The 21,447-nt window shown below is 69.2% G+C and carries 17 protein-coding genes and 4 pseudogenes; 11 read left to right on the top strand and 10 right to left on the bottom strand.

Going from position 1 to position 21,447, the window contains the following annotated elements:
• Positions 1-20: 20 nt before the first annotated feature.
• Positions 21-127, top strand: a pseudogene (locus tag OHO27_RS42310) (IS5/IS1182 family transposase); the annotation flags it as partial.
• A gap of 501 nt (positions 128-628) precedes the next feature.
• Here OHO27_RS42310 and OHO27_RS42305 read toward each other — a convergent pair.
• A complete protein-coding gene (locus OHO27_RS42305) occupies positions 629-871 on the bottom strand; it encodes a DUF6411 family protein (protein ID WP_328430191.1) in 243 nt (80 codons plus the stop codon).
• Positions 872-1,035: 164 nt separating this feature from the next.
• Between OHO27_RS42305 and OHO27_RS42300 the strand changes: the two genes are divergently transcribed.
• Positions 1,036-1,500: a hypothetical protein gene (locus OHO27_RS42300; protein ID WP_443059676.1), complete on the top strand. Its 465-nt coding sequence runs from the start codon at positions 1,036-1,038 to the stop codon at positions 1,498-1,500.
• Positions 1,501-3,489: 1,989 nt separating this feature from the next.
• A pseudogene (locus tag OHO27_RS42295) lies at positions 3,490-5,129 on the top strand (GMC oxidoreductase).
• A gap of 111 nt (positions 5,130-5,240) precedes the next feature.
• Here the strand turns inward: OHO27_RS42295 and OHO27_RS42290 are convergent.
• From OHO27_RS42290 to OHO27_RS42275, 4 genes are all read right to left on the bottom strand, one after another.
• Positions 5,241-5,729, bottom strand: a complete 489-nt coding sequence (locus OHO27_RS42290; protein WP_328430189.1) for a carboxymuconolactone decarboxylase family protein — start codon at positions 5,727-5,729, stop codon at positions 5,241-5,243.
• Positions 5,730-5,731: 2 nt separating this feature from the next.
• Positions 5,732-6,808 (bottom strand): NAD(P)H-dependent amine dehydrogenase family protein, encoded by a 1,077-nt coding sequence (locus OHO27_RS42285; protein ID WP_328430188.1) that lies wholly within the window; start codon positions 6,806-6,808, stop codon positions 5,732-5,734.
• A 595-nt stretch (positions 6,809-7,403) separates the two neighbouring features.
• Positions 7,404-7,913, bottom strand: a complete 510-nt coding sequence (locus OHO27_RS42280) for a hypothetical protein (protein WP_328430187.1) — start codon at positions 7,911-7,913, stop codon at positions 7,404-7,406.
• 78 nt (positions 7,914-7,991) lie between these two features.
• Positions 7,992-8,381, bottom strand: a complete 390-nt coding sequence (locus OHO27_RS42275; protein WP_328430724.1) for a VOC family protein — start codon at positions 8,379-8,381, stop codon at positions 7,992-7,994.
• Positions 8,382-8,485: 104 nt separating this feature from the next.
• Here OHO27_RS42275 and OHO27_RS42270 point away from each other — a divergent pair, with 104 nt between their 5' ends.
• The 4 genes and pseudogenes from OHO27_RS42270 (at position 8,486) to OHO27_RS42255 (ending at position 12,668) form a co-directional block, all read left to right on the top strand.
• A complete protein-coding gene (locus OHO27_RS42270; RefSeq protein ID WP_328430186.1) occupies positions 8,486-9,547 on the top strand; it encodes an Lrp/AsnC family transcriptional regulator in 1,062 nt (353 codons plus the stop codon).
• A 721-nt stretch (positions 9,548-10,268) separates the two neighbouring features.
• Positions 10,269-11,065: pseudogene (locus OHO27_RS42265) on the top strand (serine/threonine protein kinase).
• On the top strand, positions 11,062-12,480 hold the full coding sequence (locus OHO27_RS42260) for a serine/threonine-protein kinase (RefSeq protein ID WP_328430185.1): 1,419 nt from the start codon (positions 11,062-11,064) through the stop codon (positions 12,478-12,480). The pseudogene OHO27_RS42265 and the gene OHO27_RS42260 overlap by 4 nt, the downstream one beginning before the upstream one ends.
• Positions 12,477-12,668 carry a hypothetical protein gene (locus OHO27_RS42255; protein WP_328430184.1) on the top strand — a complete coding sequence of 64 codons (192 nt, stop codon included), beginning with the start codon at positions 12,477-12,479 and terminating at the stop codon, positions 12,666-12,668. The genes OHO27_RS42260 and OHO27_RS42255 overlap by 4 nt, the downstream gene beginning before the upstream one ends.
• 124 nt (positions 12,669-12,792) lie before the next feature.
• Here OHO27_RS42255 and OHO27_RS42250 read toward each other — a convergent pair whose 3' ends face one another.
• Positions 12,793-14,127: a hypothetical protein gene (locus OHO27_RS42250; RefSeq protein ID WP_328430183.1), complete on the bottom strand. Its 1,335-nt coding sequence runs from the start codon at positions 14,125-14,127 to the stop codon at positions 12,793-12,795.
• 727 nt (positions 14,128-14,854) lie between these two features.
• Between OHO27_RS42250 and OHO27_RS42245 the strand changes: the two genes are divergently transcribed.
• The gene (locus OHO27_RS42245) at positions 14,855-15,307 is read left to right on the top strand and encodes a VOC family protein (RefSeq protein WP_328430182.1); all 453 of its coding nucleotides are present in this window, start codon (positions 14,855-14,857) and stop codon (positions 15,305-15,307) included.
• Between the two features lie 328 nt (positions 15,308-15,635).
• On the opposite strand, the gene OHO27_RS42240 is transcribed toward OHO27_RS42245, so the two are convergent.
• Positions 15,636-16,082, bottom strand: coding sequence for a MarR family winged helix-turn-helix transcriptional regulator (locus OHO27_RS42240; protein ID WP_328430181.1), 447 nt, complete (start codon positions 16,080-16,082; stop codon positions 15,636-15,638).
• A 31-nt stretch (positions 16,083-16,113) separates the two neighbouring features.
• On the opposite strand from OHO27_RS42240, the gene OHO27_RS42235 reads away from it, so the two are divergent.
• Positions 16,114-16,749, top strand: coding sequence for a hemerythrin domain-containing protein (locus tag OHO27_RS42235; protein ID WP_328430180.1), 636 nt, complete (start codon positions 16,114-16,116; stop codon positions 16,747-16,749).
• Between the two features lie 175 nt (positions 16,750-16,924).
• Here OHO27_RS42235 and OHO27_RS42230 read toward each other — a convergent pair whose 3' ends face one another.
• Positions 16,925-17,122, bottom strand: a complete 198-nt coding sequence (locus OHO27_RS42230) for a hypothetical protein (RefSeq protein WP_328430179.1) — start codon at positions 17,120-17,122, stop codon at positions 16,925-16,927.
• Between the two features lie 661 nt (positions 17,123-17,783).
• On the opposite strand from OHO27_RS42230, the gene OHO27_RS42225 reads away from it, so the two are divergent.
• Together OHO27_RS42225 and OHO27_RS43325 are read left to right on the top strand one after the other, a co-directional pair.
• Positions 17,784-18,218, top strand: a complete 435-nt coding sequence (locus OHO27_RS42225) for a subtilase-type protease inhibitor (protein ID WP_328430178.1) — start codon at positions 17,784-17,786, stop codon at positions 18,216-18,218.
• 349 nt (positions 18,219-18,567) lie between these two features.
• Positions 18,568-19,631 (top strand): IS630 family transposase gene (locus tag OHO27_RS43325; RefSeq protein WP_443059675.1). Its coding sequence is split into 2 segments (ribosomal slippage): positions 18,568-19,011 and positions 19,014-19,631, totalling 1,062 coding nucleotides; the frame shifts between segments, so codons are not numbered across the junction.
• A gap of 45 nt (positions 19,632-19,676) precedes the next feature.
• On the opposite strand, the gene OHO27_RS42210 is transcribed toward OHO27_RS43325, so the two are convergent.
• Both OHO27_RS42210 and OHO27_RS42205 read right to left on the bottom strand, forming a co-directional pair.
• Positions 19,677-20,414 (bottom strand): hypothetical protein, encoded by a 738-nt coding sequence (locus OHO27_RS42210; protein ID WP_328430176.1) that lies wholly within the window; start codon positions 20,412-20,414, stop codon positions 19,677-19,679.
• Between the two features lie 151 nt (positions 20,415-20,565).
• A pseudogene (locus OHO27_RS42205) lies at positions 20,566-21,443 on the bottom strand (LacI family DNA-binding transcriptional regulator); the annotation flags it as partial.
• Positions 21,444-21,447 lie beyond the last annotated feature (4 nt).

The following is a 21,447-nucleotide window of genomic DNA, read 5'->3' as shown; positions in this document are numbered from 1 at the left end:
AGACCTTCACGGGGCTGCGGATGCGGCAGTTCGAGGGCTTGTTACGGGTGGTGCGGGAGCGTCGTGGCAAGGGTCCTGGCGATGGGCGGCCCTGGTGCTGCCGCTGGCGGATCGGGTGCTGCTGGTCCGTCGATGATGAAGCGGTGTCTCTTGTCCGTTGAGGCGGTCACCGGGCACTCGGTTCACCCGTGCGTTGCCAAGGGACGCGGGAGACGGGGACGGCACGGTGGCAGTGAAGGCGATGGGGTGGACGCACTCGTTCCCCATGTCCAAGGAAGTGCGCGCCGGGCGAGAGTGGACACGCAGGCGTCTCGAGTCTCTGCCCTGGGCCGCTGCCGAGCCGGACATGGTGGACGCCAATGACGAAGCTGATGCCGGCATCGACCGCTCTCGAGGCCGGAGCAGTTGAGCTGCCCAACGGTGGAACCGCCTCTGGAGGAGAAGAGCGTGCCCGGCGCGGTTCCCCTCATCCTGGTCGCGACGCGCGGCACGATCTATAGGCGCGGGAGGATCCCCAGCCGCCCGAGTACCGCTTTTTCAGCCGCGTGCTGATGCTGTGTGCAGCAGGGCTCACCGGTCTGGCCGCGTCTTCGGGCCATCAGACGTCCCGCTCGGCCCGCACAGTCGGTCAGAAGGGCATGCGGCCGCGGGAGCGGCGACCTGCCGAACCGCTCCGGCTCACCGCGCGCGAACTGGTGTGGAAGGGCTTGCTGAAGAGCCGCCCCAGTACGCCGGGCGCCTTACCGCCGGCCCGCGCCCCGACCCCGAGCGTACGTTGTGTGCCGCGTTCGGGACGGCGGGAAAGACGTGGGACGAGGAAGGCCAGAACGGCCAGGACCACGCAAACGGCAACTACGGCGACGACTACCATGATCGGCTCCCTTCACTGACGGACGGACACACGGGTGCCCCGTCTTGTCCCGCCCATGTGAGGAACAAACACACCAATCGAGGGCTCTGCGACGCAGTTTCCGTCAGGCGGGTCTGTTGGCGTGCGGGTGCGCGCCGACCTGAGGCAGGTGGTCTTGGTCGAACATGTTTGCTGTCGGGCGGAGCGGCAACGCGATGTCCATGAACCCATCGAACAACGACACCACTCAAGATTCCGTCTCTGCGAAGGTGGCTGAGTCCAAGGCCCGTCGCACCGCGTCGCGGGCGACCGCTCCGGCGTCCAAGGCGGCGGGCAAGGCTGCTGACAAGGCCGGTGAGGCGGCGTCAGCTGCCGCTGACGTGACAGAGCAGACGGCCAAGGCGACCAACGCGGTCGCCCACACGACGGCCGAGCGCGTCGAGGCCGGTCGTCAGGCCCTCGTCTCCGCCTCGGGGCGGGCTGCCGCCTTCGCCAAGTCGACCTGGACGCTCATCGCGAACCGCAGGATTTTCGTCGCGGGCGTGGGCGCGGGGCTGACCGTGCTTGGTGCGACGTCGTACGCGGCGGGTCGACGTGCGGGCCGGCGCACGCTGGGCCCGATCACCCGTATGACCGGTGGCCGGTTCTGACACGCGCGGCGCGCCCATCTGCATAACGGGCAGGCCCGCCAGCGCAGTAGGGGCGGCGACACCGCACACTGCCTGTGAGGCCGCGTGCGGTGTCGCCGCCCCACCACACTTGTGGCCGATCCCCTCCGGCCATGAGCAAGCACACTCGGCACCTACAAGCAGGCGATCGCGGCAGCGCATGCCGCACGGGGACGCAACCCTGCTGTGGCGGGTGATTGGCCAGGCAGCCCCCGAATCGAATCAGGGGTCCAGAGATCTGGGGGCGCCCCGTGGGAGGCCTGGACGCAGCGTGCAGGGAGCGGATGCGGCAGCACCTCGGCGTACGTCACGAACGTCGTCGGCCGTGGGCGGTTCGTCGCCGCGCAGTCCCGGGACATCGACCAGATGGTTGCCGTCCTCCAGCGGCAGCGCACCGCCGAGGCGTGGACTCGGTCGGGGCACGGGCACACGTAGTAGCCGGCGGTGTCACCGTCGAGTACGTCGCTCCGGCCGCGTCAGACCCGCGAGGGGTACGCAAGCTCTGTGTCGATGGCCTCCCGGCGCGGGGCGTCGGCTCCGATCGCCGTGAGCCACTGTGATCCCTTCGTGCCGCTACCGGAGGCGTCGACGACCACATCGGCCTCGACGGTCGCTGTTCTGCTCGGGCGTCAGCGCGGAGCGGTCCCGCAGCAGCACCCGCCCCGCACGCACGAGGTGTCACCGAGGAGCCCGACGACATCAGTCCCCTCCACCGTGCTGACCACCGGGTTGGCAAGTACCCGCTGCCGCATCAGCTCCCCGAGCCGGCCGCGAGAACCGGAGTAGTGTGCGTCGTCGCCGGCACCCGGCGGAACCCGCGGTCATCCTGCCAAAGCACCAAATCCCACGGAGGCCCACCCGCGGTGCCTCCGCCGCCCGCAGCTCCGCCAGAACACCCGGCAGCAGCGATTCCGGGGCCGGCTGTCCGCCCTCCAGCAGCACATACGGATGCCAGCCCTGCGGTACGCCGGCCACGGCCCCGGCCCGTCTTGTCCGTCCCGTGCCGTCCCGTCCGGGAACCCGTCGCGCTCCACGACAGTCACCCGGTCGACGTGCCCAGCGAGAACGTGTGCCGTGAGCATCCCCGCGAGGCTTCTGGCCATGACGACCACGTGCGGCCTGTCCCAACGACCCGTTTCCCCGGCGGAGTTCACCGATGCCTCCCTGACCCGCCGTCAGCACTCGTCACCCCGTCCGATTGAGGTCCGTCCGTGCCCAGTGGGCTCTCGGAGATGCCGGGAGCGCCGCGCACGCCTCGATGAGCACGGCGCAGTCGTTGTACTCGTCGTCGCCCTGTCCCATCGGGTCGGGGGCATCGCGGCCTGGGAGGTAGAGGCCGAGTCTGTGCGCGTCGTCCTCGCAGCAGACGGCGCGGAGCGTGTCGAGAAGGGCGGCGTCACCATCGCGAGCAGCTCGTCTGCACGGTCCAGCATTCCAGAGTGATCTGCTGCGCCCGGTGGGTTGAGGTCGAGCCCCTGCCGACCGGGCGGCATAGCCCCTGGACGGGTTGGCAGGCCGGCGCTGCCATGTGCCGATCAGTCCAGCGTGCGAAGTCCCGCTGCCGCACCGAGGTTGGGGTCGACCGAGGCGCCGTACAGCTGCCCGCCCGTGTACTACAGCCGCTTCGTCACCATCGCCTGGGTGCGGGTGGGGACTCCGAGCGCACCCCGGAGTCGCATCGGCCACCGACACCTGAGCGTCGGCCAGTGCCGGCACAGGACGACGCGAGATCACCGGCTCCTACATCGCGTCGGCAGGCGACGCGATCAATAGAGATCAGTTCCGTTGGGCCTGATTCGCGGGTTTGAATCGATGCCAAAGAGGCGGGACCAAAGAGACAGGTGCGTTATCCGTTAATTCCTGATGCGGGAAAACCGAGAACAGCAGTCAAGTTACCCGTAGGTTTCTCGTGACTTGTTTCACATTTCTTAGTAGAACCCGTTTCTATTATGCGAGAGAAAGGGGATCTACATGGACCCCAGATCGCACGGCACACTGGAAGGCAGAGGCCTTTCCCGCCGTCGGTTCATTGGTAGAACTGGTTCTATTTTAGGCGCCGCCGCTCTGGGCGCATTCGACCTGCCGACCGCTGCGCCGCTCCCCCAGGAGGCCGCCCTGATCGAACCCGGCGCACAGGTCAGCGCACTCGTCATAGGCACCGGGTACGGAGGGTCCGTCACCGCACTCCGTCTCGCCCAGGCCGGCGTGGACGTCCACATGGTGGAAATGGGCATGGCCTGGGACACCCCCGGTACGGACGGCAAGATCTTCGCCAACACCACCACGCCCGACTACCGTTCCTTCTGGCTGCGCACACGGACCAAGCAGCCCCTGAGCAACTTCCTCGGCTTCCCGCTCGACCGGGACGTGCCGCGGTACACGGGAATCCTGGACGCCGAGGAAATGGGCGGCATCGTGGTGTACCAGGGGCGAGGAGTCGGGGGCGGCTCCCTCGTCAACGGCGGTATGGCGGTGACCCCCGAGAGGAGCCGCTTCCCCGGAGTGCTTCCGTCGGTGGACGCCGACGAAATGTACGACGTGTATTACCCGCGGGCGAACAGCACACTCGGGGTCAGCACGATCGACCCGGCCTGGTTCGACACGACGGAGTGCTACCAGTACGCGCGTGTAGGCCGCAAACACGCCGGGCGGTCCGGTTTCCGCTTCATGTTCGTCCCCAACGTCTACGACTGGAACTACATGAAGCAGGAGGCCACAGGCGCGGCCACCAAGTCGGCCCTGGCCGGCGAGATCCTGTACGGCAACAACCACGGCAAGAAGTCCCTGCCGAAGACCTATCTCGCACAGGCCCGCGCGACCGGCCGGGTCAGCATCTCACCGCTGCACAGGGTCACCGCGGTAACGCCCGCCACAGGCGGCTACTCCGTGACCATGGAGCAGCTCGACACGAACGGAGCTGTCACCGCCACCAAGACGGTGCGTGCGCAATGGGTGTTCTTCGCCGCCGGAAGTGTCGGCACCAGCAAGCTGCTGGTCCGTCTGAAGGCTACGGGCGCGCTCCCCGGCCTCAACAACGAGATCGGCAACGGATGGGGCGAGAACGGCAACGTCATGTGCGGCCGGGCCAACCACCTGTGGGACCCGACCGGAGCGCTGCAGTCGTCGATCCCGACAGCGGGTATCGACAACTGGGCAGCGGGGGTGCGTTCGCCGAGGTGGCGCCGCTGCCGACCGGCATCGAGACCTGGGCGTCGTTCTACCTGTCGATCACCAACAACCCGCACCGCGGCCGGTTCACGTGGAACGCCTCGGCGGGGAAGGTGGAACTGGACTGGCAGACCGCATGGAAGCAGCCGTCGATCACCATGGCAAAAACGATCTTTGACAAGATCAACGCCAAGGAAGGGACCATCTACCGCTCAGATCTCTTCGGCGCCTACAAGATCTGGGGCGACCACCTGACGTATCACCCCTTGGGTGGGGCAGTCCTCGACAAGGCCACCGACAACTACGGCCGCCTGCACGGCCATCCGGGGCTGTACGTGATGGATGGTGCGCTGATTCCCGGCAACGTCAGCGTCAACCCCTTCGTCACCATCACCGCGCTCGCCGAGCGCAACATCGAGAAGATCATCGCCGAGGACCTCTGACCGTTCCCACGTCCCGTCAGGGCGTCGCGCGGACAACTGTGGGCCGTGGCCGATGCGGCCCCGGCCCGCAGCTCGTAGTGCCTCGTCGGCGCCAGTGTGCTGAGGGGTGCCTCAAGAACCCTGTGCCGACGGCAGTACACAGACGCTGTCGAGCCCCAGCACATGATTCAGACGGCCGAACGCCAGCCATGAACCGATGCTCATGCTCAGCTCCACGATCTCGGCCTGGCTGTAGTGCGCCTTCATCCGCTTCCAGAACTCGTCGTCGAGGTTGTGGTGGTCGAGTGCGTAGCGCTCCGCGTACTCGGCGGCGAGCCGTGTACGTTCGTCGAAGGTGTCCGTAGTCCGCCACTGGGTGACCGCGTCGAGGAACCCGTCCTCGACCTTCTCTCCATCTCGTTCGGTGCGCCAGTCCAGGCAGAACAGGCATCCGTTGATCTGCGCGATGCGCAGGCGGGCGGCCTCGAACTCGCGCAGCCTGAGGGTCGTGTATTCATAGACGGCCAGGGAGAAGGTGCTGGCTGCCCGGCCGATCTCAGGCACAAGGTCGCCCCAGACGTACGGGATGGGCTCGGCGCCCTCGGGGATGTCGATCTGCATGATCACTTCTTTCCCAGTTTGCCCACCGCGGGGCGCAGCGGGATGTCGAGTGCGTCGTAGATACCGGGTTCGTTCTCGGCGAGCCAGTCGATGGCGTTCACCAGACGGCCGGCTGCCGTCGCGTTGCCGCCGGCAGCTCTGTTCTCTGCCTCGTCCGTGGCCTCGACCGTGACCTCTATGCGGGGGCGTCCTTCGATGATGACGCGGTGTGCGCCGGCTCCGCCGTCCGACGGTGCGGGCCAGTCCGGGGCGCAGGTGGCGTGAATGCGGGTGACGTGCTCGACGATGATGCGGGGCTCGCCCTCCACCACGCCCTGCACCTCAAAGCGCACCGCTCCCTGAGTGCCGGCGGAGAACTCCCCCATCGTGTCGGTGACGACGGACCTTTCGAGCGGACGGCGGTCCAGTGTCTCCTCGATGCCGTCCAGTTCGACGCCCAGGGCCCGTGCCATCATCCGCAGCTGTCCGCCCCAGATCATCGTCGGAATGCCGTCGGCGAGCATCAGCGGCTGGTAGTCCAGGGGGTGTCCCATGCCGATCAGGTGGCGGACTGCTTCTTCTTGGTCGTACGTCGAGTAGTCGAAGATCTCCTGGCAGCGGATGGTGTCGATGTCGGATGCCAGTCCGCTGATCAGGAGCGGGAGTATGTCGTTGGCCCAGCCGGGGTCCACACCTGACACGAACAGCGAGCCGCCGCCGGCCTCGACGGCCTCGAGCAGCACGTCGCGGATCTCGTCCGGGGCGTTGGCGCAGTCGTACATGCCGTACACGGACGGTGTGACGACGACCGCGCCGGCGCGGAGCGCGCGAGTGATGTCCTCGATCGCGCCGTCCAGACGGACGTCACCGGAGGCCGCGTACACGACCGCGCGAGGGCCATCGGAGAGAACCCGGTCCACATCATCCGTCGCCGCCACCCCGAGGTGCCGGTCGAGTCCGCTGAGTTCGCCCGCGTCCTTGCCGACCTTGGCGGGAGTCGACACCAGCACGGCCACCAGGCTGAGCATCGGGTGTGCCGCGACAGCTCGAATGGCTGCGCGGCCGACGTTGCCTGTGCCCCAAACCACCGTGGGAATCATGGGCGGAGGGTAGCGATGCACCCCAAAACTTCCCATAGCCGTGCAAGGGGAAGGGAATCGGGCGCAGAGCCGGAGGGACCCGGCGCGGATAGGACGGTCCCCGACCAGCAGCTGGGTACGGGGCCTGGGCCCGGGCGAGCGGTGGGACTGGGCGGCCTGTGCCGGCGGGTTGCCTCCAGGCCATCGACGACCCCTTCACCGTCGGCATCGGCGAGGCCCTGCCATGGGCCAGTTCCCGGAGACCTGACCTCCGGACAGGGCCGGGAGGCAACCGTTGCGCGCGGAGCAGGAACGCGTGAAAGCCCACCGCGTGCCAGAGACCGTGTCCGCAGGTACTGACACCCCTGGGCAAGCCGAACAAGGGTCGGAAGCCCCAGGTATGCCGACGATCTCACCAGGTGCCGCTGCGTGCCCACGGCGGCGGCGACCTCGTTGACATGCACGGCCCTGACGAAGCGGTGTCGGGCCGACCGCCCAGTCCCTGCCCACCGTTGATCCCGCAGGGCTGATCTGGTCCGCTCCTCCTCAACGGCCGTCTACGGATGACGTCCAGGTAGCCCGACCTCACGTCGGTCCGGATCACGGATCGCTGCGGTCATCCGCCCTGGCCCGACGACGGTCGCGGTCGCGGGGAGCTGGGCGAGGGGGCCACAGAGGTTCCCGGTGCCGCCCGGCCGTGGCGGACCAGCACCGTGACGGTGGCTGCCAGGAAGACGGCCTGCATGGCGGTGCGGGGGCCGAGCTCGTCATACCAGGGCACGTCGCCGCCGGCGGCGTAGACGTTGGCGGGGTACATCGCGACCAGCATCGCGCTGAGCATGGCGGCCGAGACCCGGGCCGAGCGTGACCACAACAACCCGAGTGCACAGGCGAGTTCGGCGATGCCGGTCAGTGTGACGAGCAGGCCGGGGGCCGGCAGGGCGGGCGGCACCATGGCGACCAGCTCCTCGCGCATGCCGACGAAGTGCGCGCTCGCGGTGAGGGTGAACATGGCCGCAAGGCCGCCCCGCAGGGCAGCGATCGGGCGACGGAGCCGTACGGCCCCGAGCGTCCCCGCGAGCAGGAGCAGGCCGGTGACGGCGACGAGTGTGACGAGCGGTTCCATGCCGGATCTTCCTGCCGTGACGGTCTGTCTTGCGAGTGCCGGGGGTGGGGCCGGCCGAGTGCTTCCCGCGTCTGCTGGTCAGGCGGAGTCGTTGGCCACGGCCGCGGCGGACCTGCGGACGGTGTCCGGGTCGATGTGCTGGATCTGCACGACGACTCCGTCCGGGTCGGTGACGCGGATGCTGCTGCCGAAGTTCTCCTCGACCAGCTCGTAGGGGTAGCCGTTGCGTTCGAGGCGCTGCGCGACCTGCGCCAGCGGCTCCTCCGTGGCGAAGCCCAGTTCGGTGACGCCGGGTGGCCGGCCCTGTGAGACGGCGGCGGCATGGACGCCGACGGCGCCCGCGGCGGCGGTCAGCCGGACCCAGACGGCCGCGCCGGGCTCCTGCCGGACGACGAGCCCCAGCCCGGCGTAGAAGTCCCGGGACGCCTCGACATCGGCCACGTATCTGATGGGAAGGACGGTCAGCATGGTCTGCCTCTCTTCGGTGGTCGCCACCAGCGTCCTGCCGGGTGCTCCTCTGCACGCTGTAAAGTCGGCGGGATGGACGTGATCGGACACTGGGAGGGGATCGCGTGGCGCAATCCGTCACGCTCGACGCGCTGGACCGTCGTCTGATCCATGCCCTCCAGATCGACGGGCGCGCCTCGTTCAGCAGGATCGCCACCGTGCTCGCAGTCCCGGAGCGCACCGTCGCGCGCCGCTACCACCGGCTGCGGTCGGCCATGGTGGTCCGGGTGGTCGGGCTCGTGGACAGCCGGCGGATCGGCATGCTCGACTGGTTCGTCCGTATCGACTGCACGCCGGACGCCGCCGACACGCTGACGGCCGCCCTCGCACAGCGCGACGACACCTCGTGGATCGCCCCGCTGGCCGGCGGGACGCGGCTGACCTGCATGGTCCGCACTCCGGGCCCGGGGTCGGACGACGGACGGCTGCTCTTCGACCACCTGCTGCGGGCACCGGGGATACGAGACATCGAGGCGGGCTGCGTGCTGCGCCCGGTGGCCGGGGTCGGCGGCTGGACAGGCCGCACGAGCGCGCTGGACGCGTCCGAGCAGGCGGCCCTCCTCAGCCCCGCACCCGAGTCGCCTGACGGCCCGGAAGCCCACGCCGAGCTATCCGGCTGGGGCGAGGCTGAGGCGCGGCTGGCGGGCGAACTGGCCCTGGACGGCCGGGCGGACATCGCGCAGTTGGCCGCCGTCACCGGGTGGTCGGCCTCGACCGTGCGCCGCCGCGTCGCCGGGCTGCGGGACGCCGGGGTGCTGCACTTCGAGGTGGACGTGAACCCGGCGCACTTCGGCTTCCCGGTGGAGGCGCTGCTGTGGCTGGAGGTGGTGCCGGCCGCGCTGGGCGAGGTGGCGCAGGCACTGTCACAGCACTCCGCAGTCGCCTTCGCCGCCGTCACGACGGGCCGGGCATCGGTCTTCGCCATGGTCCAGTGCCGTGACACCGGCGCCCTGTACGACTACCTGGCCGACGAGTTGGCCGCGCTGCCGGGCATCGGCCGGGTGGAGAGCGCCCTTGTGCAGCGCCGCGCCAAGCGGGCGGGGCCGCTCCTGCTGCCGACGATGGGGGAACGCGCTCCACGATTCCCGCCGCGGCCAGCAGCCTACCGAACCGGCCATATGAGATGACGTCCACGGCAGACCGCCGCGAGCCCGCGGACGGGCGAAGGCTGTCGCCTGCAGGGCAGTTCAGGGAGTTCAGGCAGTTCAGGATCGCGGGTTCGGGTTTTGGACACACGGTGCGCCCTTGAAGCGGGAGTTGGATGCGGCCGGGTGTGCCGCCCGCTTGGCGCAGCGGCCGGATCTTCGGACTGCGGGTAGGTGTACTTGCCGTAGCTGCTCAGGGTGTGACCGCCGTGTGCGGCACACCAGCCAGCGGAGGAGTTGCGGGCCCGAGGACGTGGCAGTGGTCCTCGCCGCAGCGTTCGCTGGGCGCCACGGCCGGGACGTCACCGCCCTCGCCCCCGGCCTTGGGCGACTTGTCACTGCGGGCGGCGACTGCGAACGCATCCGAATCCGGCAGGCACCTGCGCCGTCACCCGCCAGCGCTCCACGCTACGCAACGTCCCGCAGCCGCAGGACTCGCACGGGACGCGGCCGCGACGGGGTATCCCAGGCGATTACGTATCTGCAGGCCAGCCGGGGAGGGACGGTTCCAGGGCAGGGCAACGGGTGTGGGAGGTTGCGGCGGTGGCTGTGACCGGTGATGCTCTCGGTGTCGTGCCGACCGGGGCCGGACTGACCATCCGTCGCCGGGAGTTGCGATGTGGGCGTACATGTATCGCGCCGGGCCGGCGGTAACCGGTACCGCCTGTGCAGTCCTGGCGATCATTTCGGGGGGAGAGTCGGCGTGGAAACGATCATTGTCCAGCCGTCCGGTCCGATGCGGCCGGGTGCTGCTGGGGCGGGCGGGCCAGGGCTGCTGTACATGGGGCCGGGTGATGTTGCCGACTTCGGCCGGGGGTGCCCGGTGGGCGCGAGGTCTCGATCGTCTTGCCCGATCCCGGGATCTCCCGGCGGGCGGGGCGGCTGGAGGCGGCCGAGGACTACTGGCGGTTGTCGAACTTCAGCTGTGACTGCGCCTATGTGGTGGAGAACCTGGAGGGTGCCGGTGAGTACATCACCGTTGCGCCGAGAAGGCTCGGGGCGCCGGTGCCTTTCGAGTTTTCCCGGGTTGTGCTGCCGGCGCTGAGCGGGACGGCGGAGTTCAAGGTGTTCGCCCCGCAGCACGCCTTCTTGGACGAGCGGTCCGTGCCGGGCGCGGGTGAGCAGACCGTGCTTCCCTACGCGCTCGATGTGACGGCCAAGTATTTCCTGGTGCTGGTGGCGTTGTGCGAGCCGCGCCTGCGGGAGGGGTCGGACGGTGCGCTGCCGGGGGCCGGGGACATCGCGGAGCGGCTGCGTCCGCTGGAGAGCTGCCGTGGCCTGACTCGCTCGGCTGTGAACTACCACATCGACTATCTGGCTTTTGCGAAACTGCGCCTGGACCTTGGCGAGGAGCCCGGGGCGGCGGACGGCAACGGCCGTACCGGTGCCAAACGTGCCCGGCTGGCCTCCCTCGCCCTGCGTTTCGGTCTGGTACGCGAAGAGCACCTCGCTCTGCTGCCGTCCCGCAGGCGGCCTCTGGTGCAGGAGGCTGGGGCGTGACCTCAGCAGACGCCAGTGACGGCGCACGGGAGACGTCAGGCGCCGGGGACAGCACGCTGGGGGCACCTGCGCCGCGTCTGCCGGCGGGATTCCGTATCGAGGGCTGGGAGCTGGGTGCGGTCATCGGCTCCGGTGGCTGGGGCACCGTGTACGAGGCCCGCTCCGTCGCGGACGGTACGACAGCGGCGGTGAAGGTGCTGCCGACCGGCGGTCTGGCGCCTGGCCAGCGTGCCGCGCTCAGTGAACTGGTGGCGCGTGAGGTGCGGTTCAGCGCGGAGGCGGACCATCCGCATCTCGTGCGGACCCGCGCCGTGTGCACCGTCGACGCGCCGGAGCTGCCCGCGCTCAACGGGGCGATCGCGCTGGTGATGGACCGTGCCGAGGCCAGCCTGCGCCAGGTCCTGGACGCCGCCGGGACCGGCCGCCCCATCCTCGATGCGGTAGGCCTGCTGCGGGGCGTTGCTGCCGGGCTTGCCCATATGCACGACGCCGGGTGGGTGCACGGCGACCTCAAACCCGCCAACGTGCTGCTCGGCGGGGACGGCGAGGTCTGGCTCGCCGACTTCGGCCTCGCCACCGAACTCGAGGGCACCCACGCCCATATGCCGCCGCTCGGCACACTCGACCACCTGCCGCCCGAGTGGTGGTCCCAGCGCACCGGCGCCGACGGATCGGTGGTCCGCCCGACCGCCGACATCTGGGCCTTCGGCGTGCTCGCCCATCAGGTGCTCACCGGGGGCCTTCACCCGTTCTCCGGCGCCACCGCCCGCGCCCGCTCGCTCGCCGCGCAGGCCTACGCCCGCGGCAGCGCGCCACTGCGTCTGGATGCCGGGCTCGAACAGGACTGGCGCCGGCTCATCGCGGACTGTCTGGCGCCGGACCACGCGGCCCGCCTCCCGCACACCGCCGCGGGCCTCGCCGCCCGCATCGACGCCCTCTCCGGGGGCGTGGCCGCAGGCTCCGGCTGCTGCCGACCGGCGGTGTGGCGCTCGCCGGTGCCGCAGCCGCCACCGCCGCCGTCACCGTTGCCGTCGCCGTCGCCGGGTTCGCACTGTTCGGCAGCGACGATGACGAGGACGGCGCCCGTGGCGGCGGGCGCGGCACGCCGGCCGCCGTCACCGGTACGCCCGTCGCGGCCACCGGGGAAATCCCGGAAGACTCCGACGTACCCGAAGCGCTGCGGCCGGTCATCATCAGTGCCGCCCGGCGCTGCACCGACGCCGAGGTCACACCCGCGCTGCTCGCCGCGCTGCTCAAGGCGGAAAGCGGCTTCGACGCCAACGCGGCCCGCCCGGCCACCGACGAGCACGGCATCGCCATGTGGACACCATCGGTGTTCAGGGCCTGGGCCGTGGACGGGGACGGAGACGGCGACAAGGACCACCTTTCACCGCCGGACGCCATCCACACCATGAGCCTGTACGTGTGCTGGCTCGACCAGCGTTTCAAGCAGGCCCGGCTGCCCACCGAGGACCTCCCCGCGCTGATCGCAGCCGGCTACCGCACGAGCGACCGCACCGTCATCGAGGAGCGCGGCGTCCCCGAACGCGTGCGGCCGCACGTGGAGACAGTGCTCCGCTTCCTCGCCGAGTACGAGCGGTGAGGGCGCGGCCGCCTTCGTGCCACCCCAGGCATCGAGCGGCCGCGCCCAGCAGCCCCTTGAAGTCCGCCGAGGACAGCAACCCCTGACGTCCGCCGAACACAGCAACCACTGACATCCGCCGTGGTCAGCAGTCCTTGACGTCCGGCAGCCGGTTGTCGGGCGAGCTGATGTAGATGTTGGAGATCCAGCCGCCGTACTGAGGCAGATAGGCCCACCAGTCATTGGTGTACGGCGGCACCTCTACCTCCTCGCCCCGCCCCTGGCAGCCCACCAACGCCTCGGCCCCGGCGGGCAGTTGCGTGATCGGCGCTTCACGTGTGGACGGGTCACGGCGGACGTTCACATGACTGCTCCACGTGCCGTACCACCACCCCGCAGGCCGCGCCGCACCCGGAACATCCAGCGAGCGGGTCAGCCGGCCGATGTCCGTGAACGCCTTCCCGTAGGACGTGCCGACCGGATGCAGCGTGAACACCGCCACGACGAACCGGTCGCCGGCGCCGACCGTCCCCGTATTGTGGAGCGCGGGCCGGGTCAGGTCCACACTCGCGGCAAGCGGAGTTAGAGCCTGGTCCTGGTCCTGGGCCGGTGCCGGTGCCGGTGCCGGTGCCGGTGCCGGTGCCGGTGCCGGTGCCGGTGCCTGGGCAGTTGACGCGGCTGCCGTATCCGCCGTACGCGGCGCGGCCACCGTGCCCGGCGGGCCGCACGTGCCTTCCTCGTACGACGACCCCGCCCAGCCCTGCTTGATGGCCCACGGCTTCTCGAACGCTCCGGCAATGCCGAAGTGCTGGTCGAAATCGTCCGAGGCGCAGCGGGTGGACTGGCGCAGGTTGCCCATGACGAAGTCGCGTACCGGGGCCGGTGCCGAATCCAGGAGGTAGCGGTAGATGGCCACGGTGTCACGGGCCGAGAGCGAGGCATAGCCCCAGTAGCCCTCGTGCCCGGTGGGGGGCGGAACCGTGTCTTTCAGGCCGAGACGGCCGGCCATACGGGTGATGATCGCCGGGCCGCCGTTCTGTGACCAGTAGTGATTGGCCGCGTCGTCCCAGCTGCTGCGCAGCATCGGCTCCAGCCGGGCCCGGTCGGCGGCGGGCACCGTGTAGTCGGGGCCCCGGTTCCACAGGAAGTCCAGTGCCAGCAGCAGTTTGACGACGGAAGCGGACCGAAAGCGCAGGCTCGTGTTGAGCTGCTCGGTGAAAGTACCGGTCTGCCGGTCGAACACGGCAGCCCCGGCGGTCACACCGTCGGGTACCTGGACGGACGCGGGAACGACCTGCGCGGGCCGCCCGGCAGCAACAACGGCGGCCCCGGCCGAGGCAACGCCGGAGGCATGGGCCGCGGCAGCAGCATCGGCAGGGGCGGGGGCATCGGCGGTGGCGGGCCCCGCGGCTGCGCCGATCAGCAGGGCAGCGGCGGCGGTGAGGGCGAGCGCGGCAGCGCCATCTAGAAGTCTGCGCAAGAGTCACGCCTTTCGCGGTGAACGGTCAGTGGCGAACGGTGAGCGGCAGGGACAGGGCAGGGCAGCGGGATCTACCACCAGTTGGAGCAGCGGATCCGACCGCCCAAGACCAGCCAGCCGCACACCCGGAACTGGTACTGCGGGTAGGGACCGGTGCGCTTGAAGGGCGTGGTCAGACTCTGACCGGCGGAGCGGACAGGGGCGGGCCCGCACTGCAGCAAGGGAGACCCCCTCCTGCCTGCGGAGCGCGCCCCCGCGATGCAGCCAGAGGTGGTCGGGAAGACAACTCGAACCCTAGAAAACAGAGCGGCCCCAGGGGCCCTGACAAATGACAGGGTGACAACCAGCACCACACCGGGCGGGGCCACTTCGCGACCTATGTGCGTGCGGCCTGTTGGCCACTCAGCAGACGCGCACGGAACACCACATCAGACTCTCCCGGCCGGCCCAGCCGCCGGGACGGGCCCACGCAGAACACTCCAACGCCACGCCCCCGCCCCCTGCCTCGGCCAACACCCGCCTCACCACGCAGGACACGGTCCTGGGCATTCAGCGGTACGTCCACCACCGGCACTGCCGTGTCCTGCGGCAACCCACGTCGACGGGCACTGGCCAGCGGAGGTCCCGCGACCGGCACGGATGCCCTCCTCTCGGCCGTGTTCATCCGTACCCACGGACACTTATCCACCACTATGGATGAAATGTTCGATCAATCTGGAGGTCTTGCATGCACCGTGATGGCTTTCCCGCCCCGGATTCCGGGCTCCTCCTCACCCACTTCCTGACGGTCGCCGACGTAGCCCGATCCCGCGCCTTCTACACCGACGTCCTCGGCGGCGAGGTCGTACTCGAGGAAAACCCCTGCACCATCAAGCTCGCCAACGGATGGATCATCATGAACCCGGGCGGCGGCCCCACCCCGGACAAGCCTGACGTCACCCTCCACCCGCCCACCGACCCGACCACGGTCAGTTGCTTCCTCAACCTCCGCGTCGCCGACATCGAGGCATGCCACCGCCAATGGAGCGCGAAGGGCGCCGAATTCCTCACACCACCCATCGACCGCAAAGCCGAAGTGCGCTGCTACCTGCGCGACCCGGACGGCTACCTCATCGAAGTCGGACAAGCCACCGGCATGCTCCACGGCACATACGCCGACCCGCCGGCCCGCACCAACTGAACCCCCGCCCGAGCAATCAACCGAACCAACACGGCCCACGTGCCGGTGGGTTGAGGCTTCGAACACTTCCCCCAACGGCACGGAAGTTTCGTGCGTTGCGCAGCCCGTCGGCCAAACCCGATCAGTGGCCGCACTGAAAAGACTCAGCGAGCGCGGACCGAGCCCTCACGGTGCGACTGCGGCAGGAGCACCTGGCCGGGGCCTTCCCGGCTGGGTGGCGCGGTGTCGAGTCGGCCTGCATCGACCGTGTGCTGCTTGACGCGACCGGGGCCCGTCGGGCGAGTTGGCGGCGGACGCCGCCACCAAGCCCCCTGAGCGGCACCAGTGCCTACCGCTTGCCCTCCGCCCCTTCATGGCGGTCGAGTTCAGTCAGCAGACGGCGCAGGGACGCCCTGGTGGCACGGATCTCCTCGGCGGGTACGGCCGCGAACAGCGTCCGGTTCAGGTCCGTCGCCCTGGCGGTGACGCGAGCCAGCGCCTTGCTGCCGCTCGGCGTCGGCGCCAGCAGGGGCGAGCCGCGGTGGTCCGGGTTGGCCTCATACGTCGCCAGCCTGAGGGACACGAGGTCGTTGGCGACCCGCTGGACGTTCTGGCGGCTGACGCCGAGGCGGCGCGCGGCCTGAGGGGCAGTGAGCGGGTCCTCGGAAACCGCGCTCAGCAGTTGCCACCGGGCCTGGGTGAACCCTTCCGCCGCCGCGGTCTGCTCGCCCAGGCGGCGCAGCGCCCCGGCAGCCTCCAGCACGTCGGCGATCAGCAGGGCCGTCTCGTCCGACATCGCGCCCCTCCTCCTCTACCGCAACGTACACATGGGGCAGCGCGCACGACTGTTCACGCTCGCCGTGGAACTCGGAGCAGCGGACATCGCCCAGACCGGCGCCGCCGCCGAGCAGGCCCATCGCTGCCTTGCCATGACGCAGGAGCTGCGCGAGCACGCCGACCACGAGGACACCTACATCCACCAACTCCTGCGGGAGCGGGCGCCGGAAGCAGCCGACGCGCTGGAAGCCGAGCACATTCGTCTCGACTCGGCCTTCGCCGCGCTGGACGACCGGGCGCGGGCCCTGCCCGGCATCTCTGCCGACGCGCTGCCCGAGGCCCAGCACGCCCTGTATCTGGCGCTGGGCGAGGTGATCAGCGCCTACCTCGCCCACCTGCACCTGGAAGAGACAGTCGCGATGCCCGCGCTGTGGCAGTTCGCCGGCGAGAAGGAGCTCGCCGCCGTCATGACTGCCTTCCATGCCTCCCGCCCTCCCGAGGAGGCTCTCACCGACCTGCACAGAATGCTGCCCGCCCTGCCGCCCGCACCTCGTGAGGCGATCGTGCGCGAGGTCGTCGAGAACGCGCCATGGCCGGCGGACCAGACGCTCGCCACCGTCTCCGCCAACCTCAGCCCCGAACAGCGCAACCGCCTGCGCCACGACCTCGGCATGACGCCCGCGTGAGAGCTCCCGAACACGAAGAACGCCGCGTCCGCACGACGGCCCCCCGTTATGCGACATGTGCGGAACAGAGGGCCGTCGCCGTAGCCGCTGCCCGGCCCAAGCCCACCGAACCGACGGCAAAGCCGGATGAAGGAGCTTGACGGGCACATCGTCAGCTCCAACAGGTGACCCCGGGTCAGCCCTGCACGGATTCGAGGAAGAACTCCGATGATGCCCGCAGGTCATGGACCCCGAACAGGACGGCGTGCTCGACGCCCATGGCCTTGCCACTCATCGCGGTGAACTTCGGGATGAAGTCCTCGGGGGCGGAATGGTCCGGGAGCGCGGCCAGGTACACAGCGTGCGCCTCGTGCGAGGCGACGCCCCGGGGCACCGGCTCACCGGCTCACCGGTGACCTCGACGCCATGGGTCGCGCCGGAGCCGGCGAGTCCGGGAACAATGAGCCGGCGCACGGCGTGCGGTTCGAGCTCCTCGTCATCCACCTGCTCCGCGAAGACCCACCGGTTGGCGCGTCGCCCGCATCGAGTGTTGCGAACCCGGCCGCACGGTGGTCGGCCTGGTCGAAGCCGTAGGGCATCTCGACCTCATATCCGGTGCCGAGTACGACGTCGGGCTTGAACCGGCGGATCTCCCGGCAGATGTCCCGTCGAAGGTCGAGACCGTAGACAAGCACGCCAGCCGAACCAGACCGCCCTGACGGGATATCCGACCCACCAGCCGGCCGAATGTCAGCGCCCTGCCTCATGATCCTGCGCTGTACGCCAGCGCATTGCGGCAACCAAGGCACGCTCACAACATTCAGGCCATTTCACACCCCGGGCCCCTCAGCCACACCCGCAACCGACGGATAACGCGAAAGCCCCCTCACCTCCCCAGCCATAAAGACCGCTCAGCCAATCAAGCCACTGATTCAATGGGCAATTTGGTCCGAATCGAAGCGTTCGCAGCGGTTCATTCTTGTCCTCCCTGAAACGGAGGCAATAGGACGGGTACTTCGAAGCCCTTCAGCACCGCAAGGAGAAGGAGACACACCATGCGACCAATGACACGCTGGGCAATGTCAGGAGCTTTGCTCACCGCAGCCGTAACGGGACCGTTGAGCACGCCCGCTCACAGCGCCCCCGCTTCGCTGTACGCCCCCTCGGCTCTGGTCTTCACCACAGGCCACGGAGAGAAGGCCGTCACCACGACGCCGGAGCGCGCTGTGACGCTGAACTGTGCGTACACCACCTCGGGGACGCACCCCGACCCGCGCCAAGCCTGTGCGGAACTGGATCGCGTGAACGGGGACCTCGGACGCCTGGCCACCCTCCGCGGAAATGAGGCGGGGCGACCCTGCACGAAGGAGTACCGGCCCGTGGTCGTCACCATCCAAGGTTTATGGCGAGGGACGCGCGTGAACTACGAGCACACGTTCGCCAATTCATGCATCAAGGAAACCCAAGGCGCATCGGCATTCGCCTTCTGAGCCGTCACGGCTCAGCAGGCGACAGCTTGGCCCACGCGTGGTAGCGGATTCGTTCCGGGGTGGTGCTGGCTGGAGCAGCTCCTGGACGAAAATAGAGGCGCCGGATCCCCCGGCCGGCGGATGAGTCCTGCGCCTGCGGGCGACATCCCCTGGCCGGACCGGGTCGCCTCCGTGAGCGTACTCGCGCTCAGCGACGCGACGAGACATCCCCACGGCGTTGCATTGCATTGCATTGCATTGCCTCGCAAGGGTGATCTCATACGACGCAAAGGCACCCAGGAACTACTGACCTTCAAAGCGTGGTGTCGTAGGGGATGACGTCTCGTGATCCCTGCGGCATGCCGACCGCATGAGGTATGGGCAAGGGGGCGGGCTGACCGACGAACGGCGCGCCTTCCGCGAGAAGTTGCGGTTGCAGGCGGCCGAGCGGTTCAGGCAGGGGGAGAAGAACACGGTCATCGCTCACGACCTGCGGGTCAGCGTCCGGTCGGTACAGCGTTGGCGCAAGGCTTGGTCGCAGGACGGGCCGAGAGCCCTGGGCTCGAAGGGCCCGGCGTCGCTGCCGCTGCTCAGTGACGCACTATTTGCCGTGCTGGAGCGTGAGCTGGCCAAGGGGCCGGTGGCACGTGGGTGGCCGGACCAGACGTGGACTCTGTCGCGGATCAAGACGCTGATCGGGCGCCGCTTCCACAAGTGCTACACCGTGCAAGGGGTGGCCGCCCTGCTCAAGCGGCACGGCTGGAGCTGCCAGGTCCCCGCCCGGCGGGCGATCGAGCGGGACGAGAACGTGGTGGCCGGCTGGATGAAAGAGACCTGGCCCCAGATGGAAGGACCGTGGCGGCGCTCGACGCCTGGCTCGTCTTCGAGGACGAAGCCGGATTCTCGATGACGCCGCCTACCACCCGCACGTGGTCCCGCCGCGGCCATACGCCCGTGGTCCGCGTGCGGGGCCGCTCCCGCCGCCGCTTATCGGTGGCCGCTCTGGCCTGCTACAAGACCGGCGAATCCTCACGGCTGATCTACCGGCCCTGCCCGGATGCCCGGCCCGACGGGCGCAAAAGCTTCTCCTGGAAGGACTACCGCGACCTGATCCAGACCGCCCACCAACAGCTTGGCGGCCCAGTTGTACTGGTCTGGGACAACCTCAACACCCACCTCACCGCCGGCATGCGCCGCTACATCGCCGACCGCGACTGGCTCACGGTCTTCCAACTGCCGCCCTACGCACCCGACCTCAACCCAGTCGAGGGCATCTGGTCCGTCCTACGACGCACCACCGTGGCCAATCGCGCCTTCGCCGACCCCGATGACTTGATCACTGCCGTCCGACGCGGCCTACGCCAGCTCCAGTACCGCCACGATGTCCTCGACGGCTGCCTCACCGGCACCGGACTCCGATGCCAGCCACCATGACGACATCACGCACTCAACGCGGTAGTCGGAGAGCCCTTTCGGTACTCAGATGTGCTGCATCCAGATATTGGGCTCTACGTAGGTGCCCTGATCAGCGGAGTGGTCGAGCCGTAGCAAGCTCAGCCCTTCAGGGATGACGTAGTCACCCGTTTCGGGGAACACCATGCCGGTCCACCCCGCCCATTCGGCGACCGTGCCAGTCATGGTTTGCGACTCGGGAGCCGCTGCGAGAATGCGGGCGCCCAGACGCTGATGCGTCCGGATCCATGGATCCAGGGCCATACCGTCCTCACGGGTCCACCCCATGAAGGCCTCGATGGACGTCAGTGGGTAGCGGGCTTTCAAGGTCGGGCGGACCGGTGCAATGACGCGCGGCCATCCTGCATCCTGGGCGAGCTGGCGCAGTGCTTTGAGTGTCTCCCCGGCCAGGCCGTGTCCTTTGAGTGACGGGGTGACGATTGCTCCGCAGATCACCAGGGTGTCGGGTTCGACGCCTTGTTCTCGGCCCTCCACGGCGCGGATCGTGGCCTGGGTGTAGCCAGTGGGGAGTGTCTCCGTTCGACCATCCCACCGGATCGGTATACCCCAGCCGGCCGCGACAGGCATGCCGTGGTCGTCCACCAGCGTGAGATGAAGGTCGGCGAACCACTCCCTGATCCTGCCGATGTACTGCTTGGCCAGCCGATCGGCTGTGATGAACTCCGGGAAGCCCTCGCTGAAGAGCTCCTGCATCTGCTCGTCAGGCCATGTGCGTGCGTCTGTTCGCTCAACAGTCAAGGTCACCGGCCTGTTTATAGCGCACCGACCACAGGCGGAGCGACGGAGTTCTTATGGCTTGGGCTGGAGCAGACCGCCGGGATCAAGCCCCGTCGGCCCTCAGGACACCACGCTTTGAAGGTCAGTAACCGGGGCTGGACGCCGTCCAAGAGGACCAGCCCATCTCCTCCGCCGGTACGTCCGCTGAGGTGAGCTGCGGGGTCATCGTCTCCGCCGAGCGAGCTGCCACCACTCCGGTGACCGAGAAGTCACGCGGCACTTGGCGGCCCGCTTGGGCCAGCCCTCGGCAAAGGCCTCCCAGGGCGGCCTCGTTGAGCGTGATGAGCGCCGTGATCGTCGGGTCGTCGTGCAGGATCCGTTCCAGGCAGGCCTGGCCCGAAGCGACATCGTCCCCGCAGCAGCACGTCCGCACCGTCGGCCCACGCTCGGCCGCGGCGTTGGTGAAGTCGTCCAGTCCGCGGTGGACGGACTCGCACCCGGCCCGAAACAACTGCTCGGGACGGTTGAAGAAGGCGACCCTACGGTGGCCCAAGTCCGCGAGAAAGTGGACGCACGCGGCGGCGAGTTCGGTGTGGTCCAGGCCGACCCACCAGCCGTCCTCGGGGTGTGCGGTGCGGCCGATGGCGACGAAGGGAAGTCGAGCGCGGTCAGGTGATCGGCCCGGTCGTCCTCCAGCCGGATCACCATCAGGATCGCACCGTCGACCCGCCGCTCCCCCAGCAGCCGCTGGAACGAGCGGTCTCGGTCCACAGCGCTCGGAGACGGCAGCACGTCGTAGTCATGCGCCGCGGCAGCCTCCACGACACTGCCGATGAAGTCGAGCTGCATCCCGGTGTAGTGGTTGCCTACGGGCGGGAGGACCAGGCCGATCGTGCTGGTTCGGCCGTTGGCCAGGGCACGAGCACTCGCGTCGGTCCGGTGGCCCAGCTCGTCGATGACCTCCTGGATCCTCCGGCGTGTCCCGTCCGACACGGGCCGCTTGCCGCTCAGCGCGTAGGACACGGTGCTCCGCGACACACCGGCCCGCCGGGCGATCTCA

This window comes from Streptomyces sp. NBC_00443 (genome assembly GCF_036014175.1).
In the GTDB taxonomy this organism is placed as follows: domain Bacteria; phylum Actinomycetota; class Actinomycetes; order Streptomycetales; family Streptomycetaceae; genus Streptomyces.
This window is presented reverse-complemented; position numbering and strand designations above follow the sequence as displayed.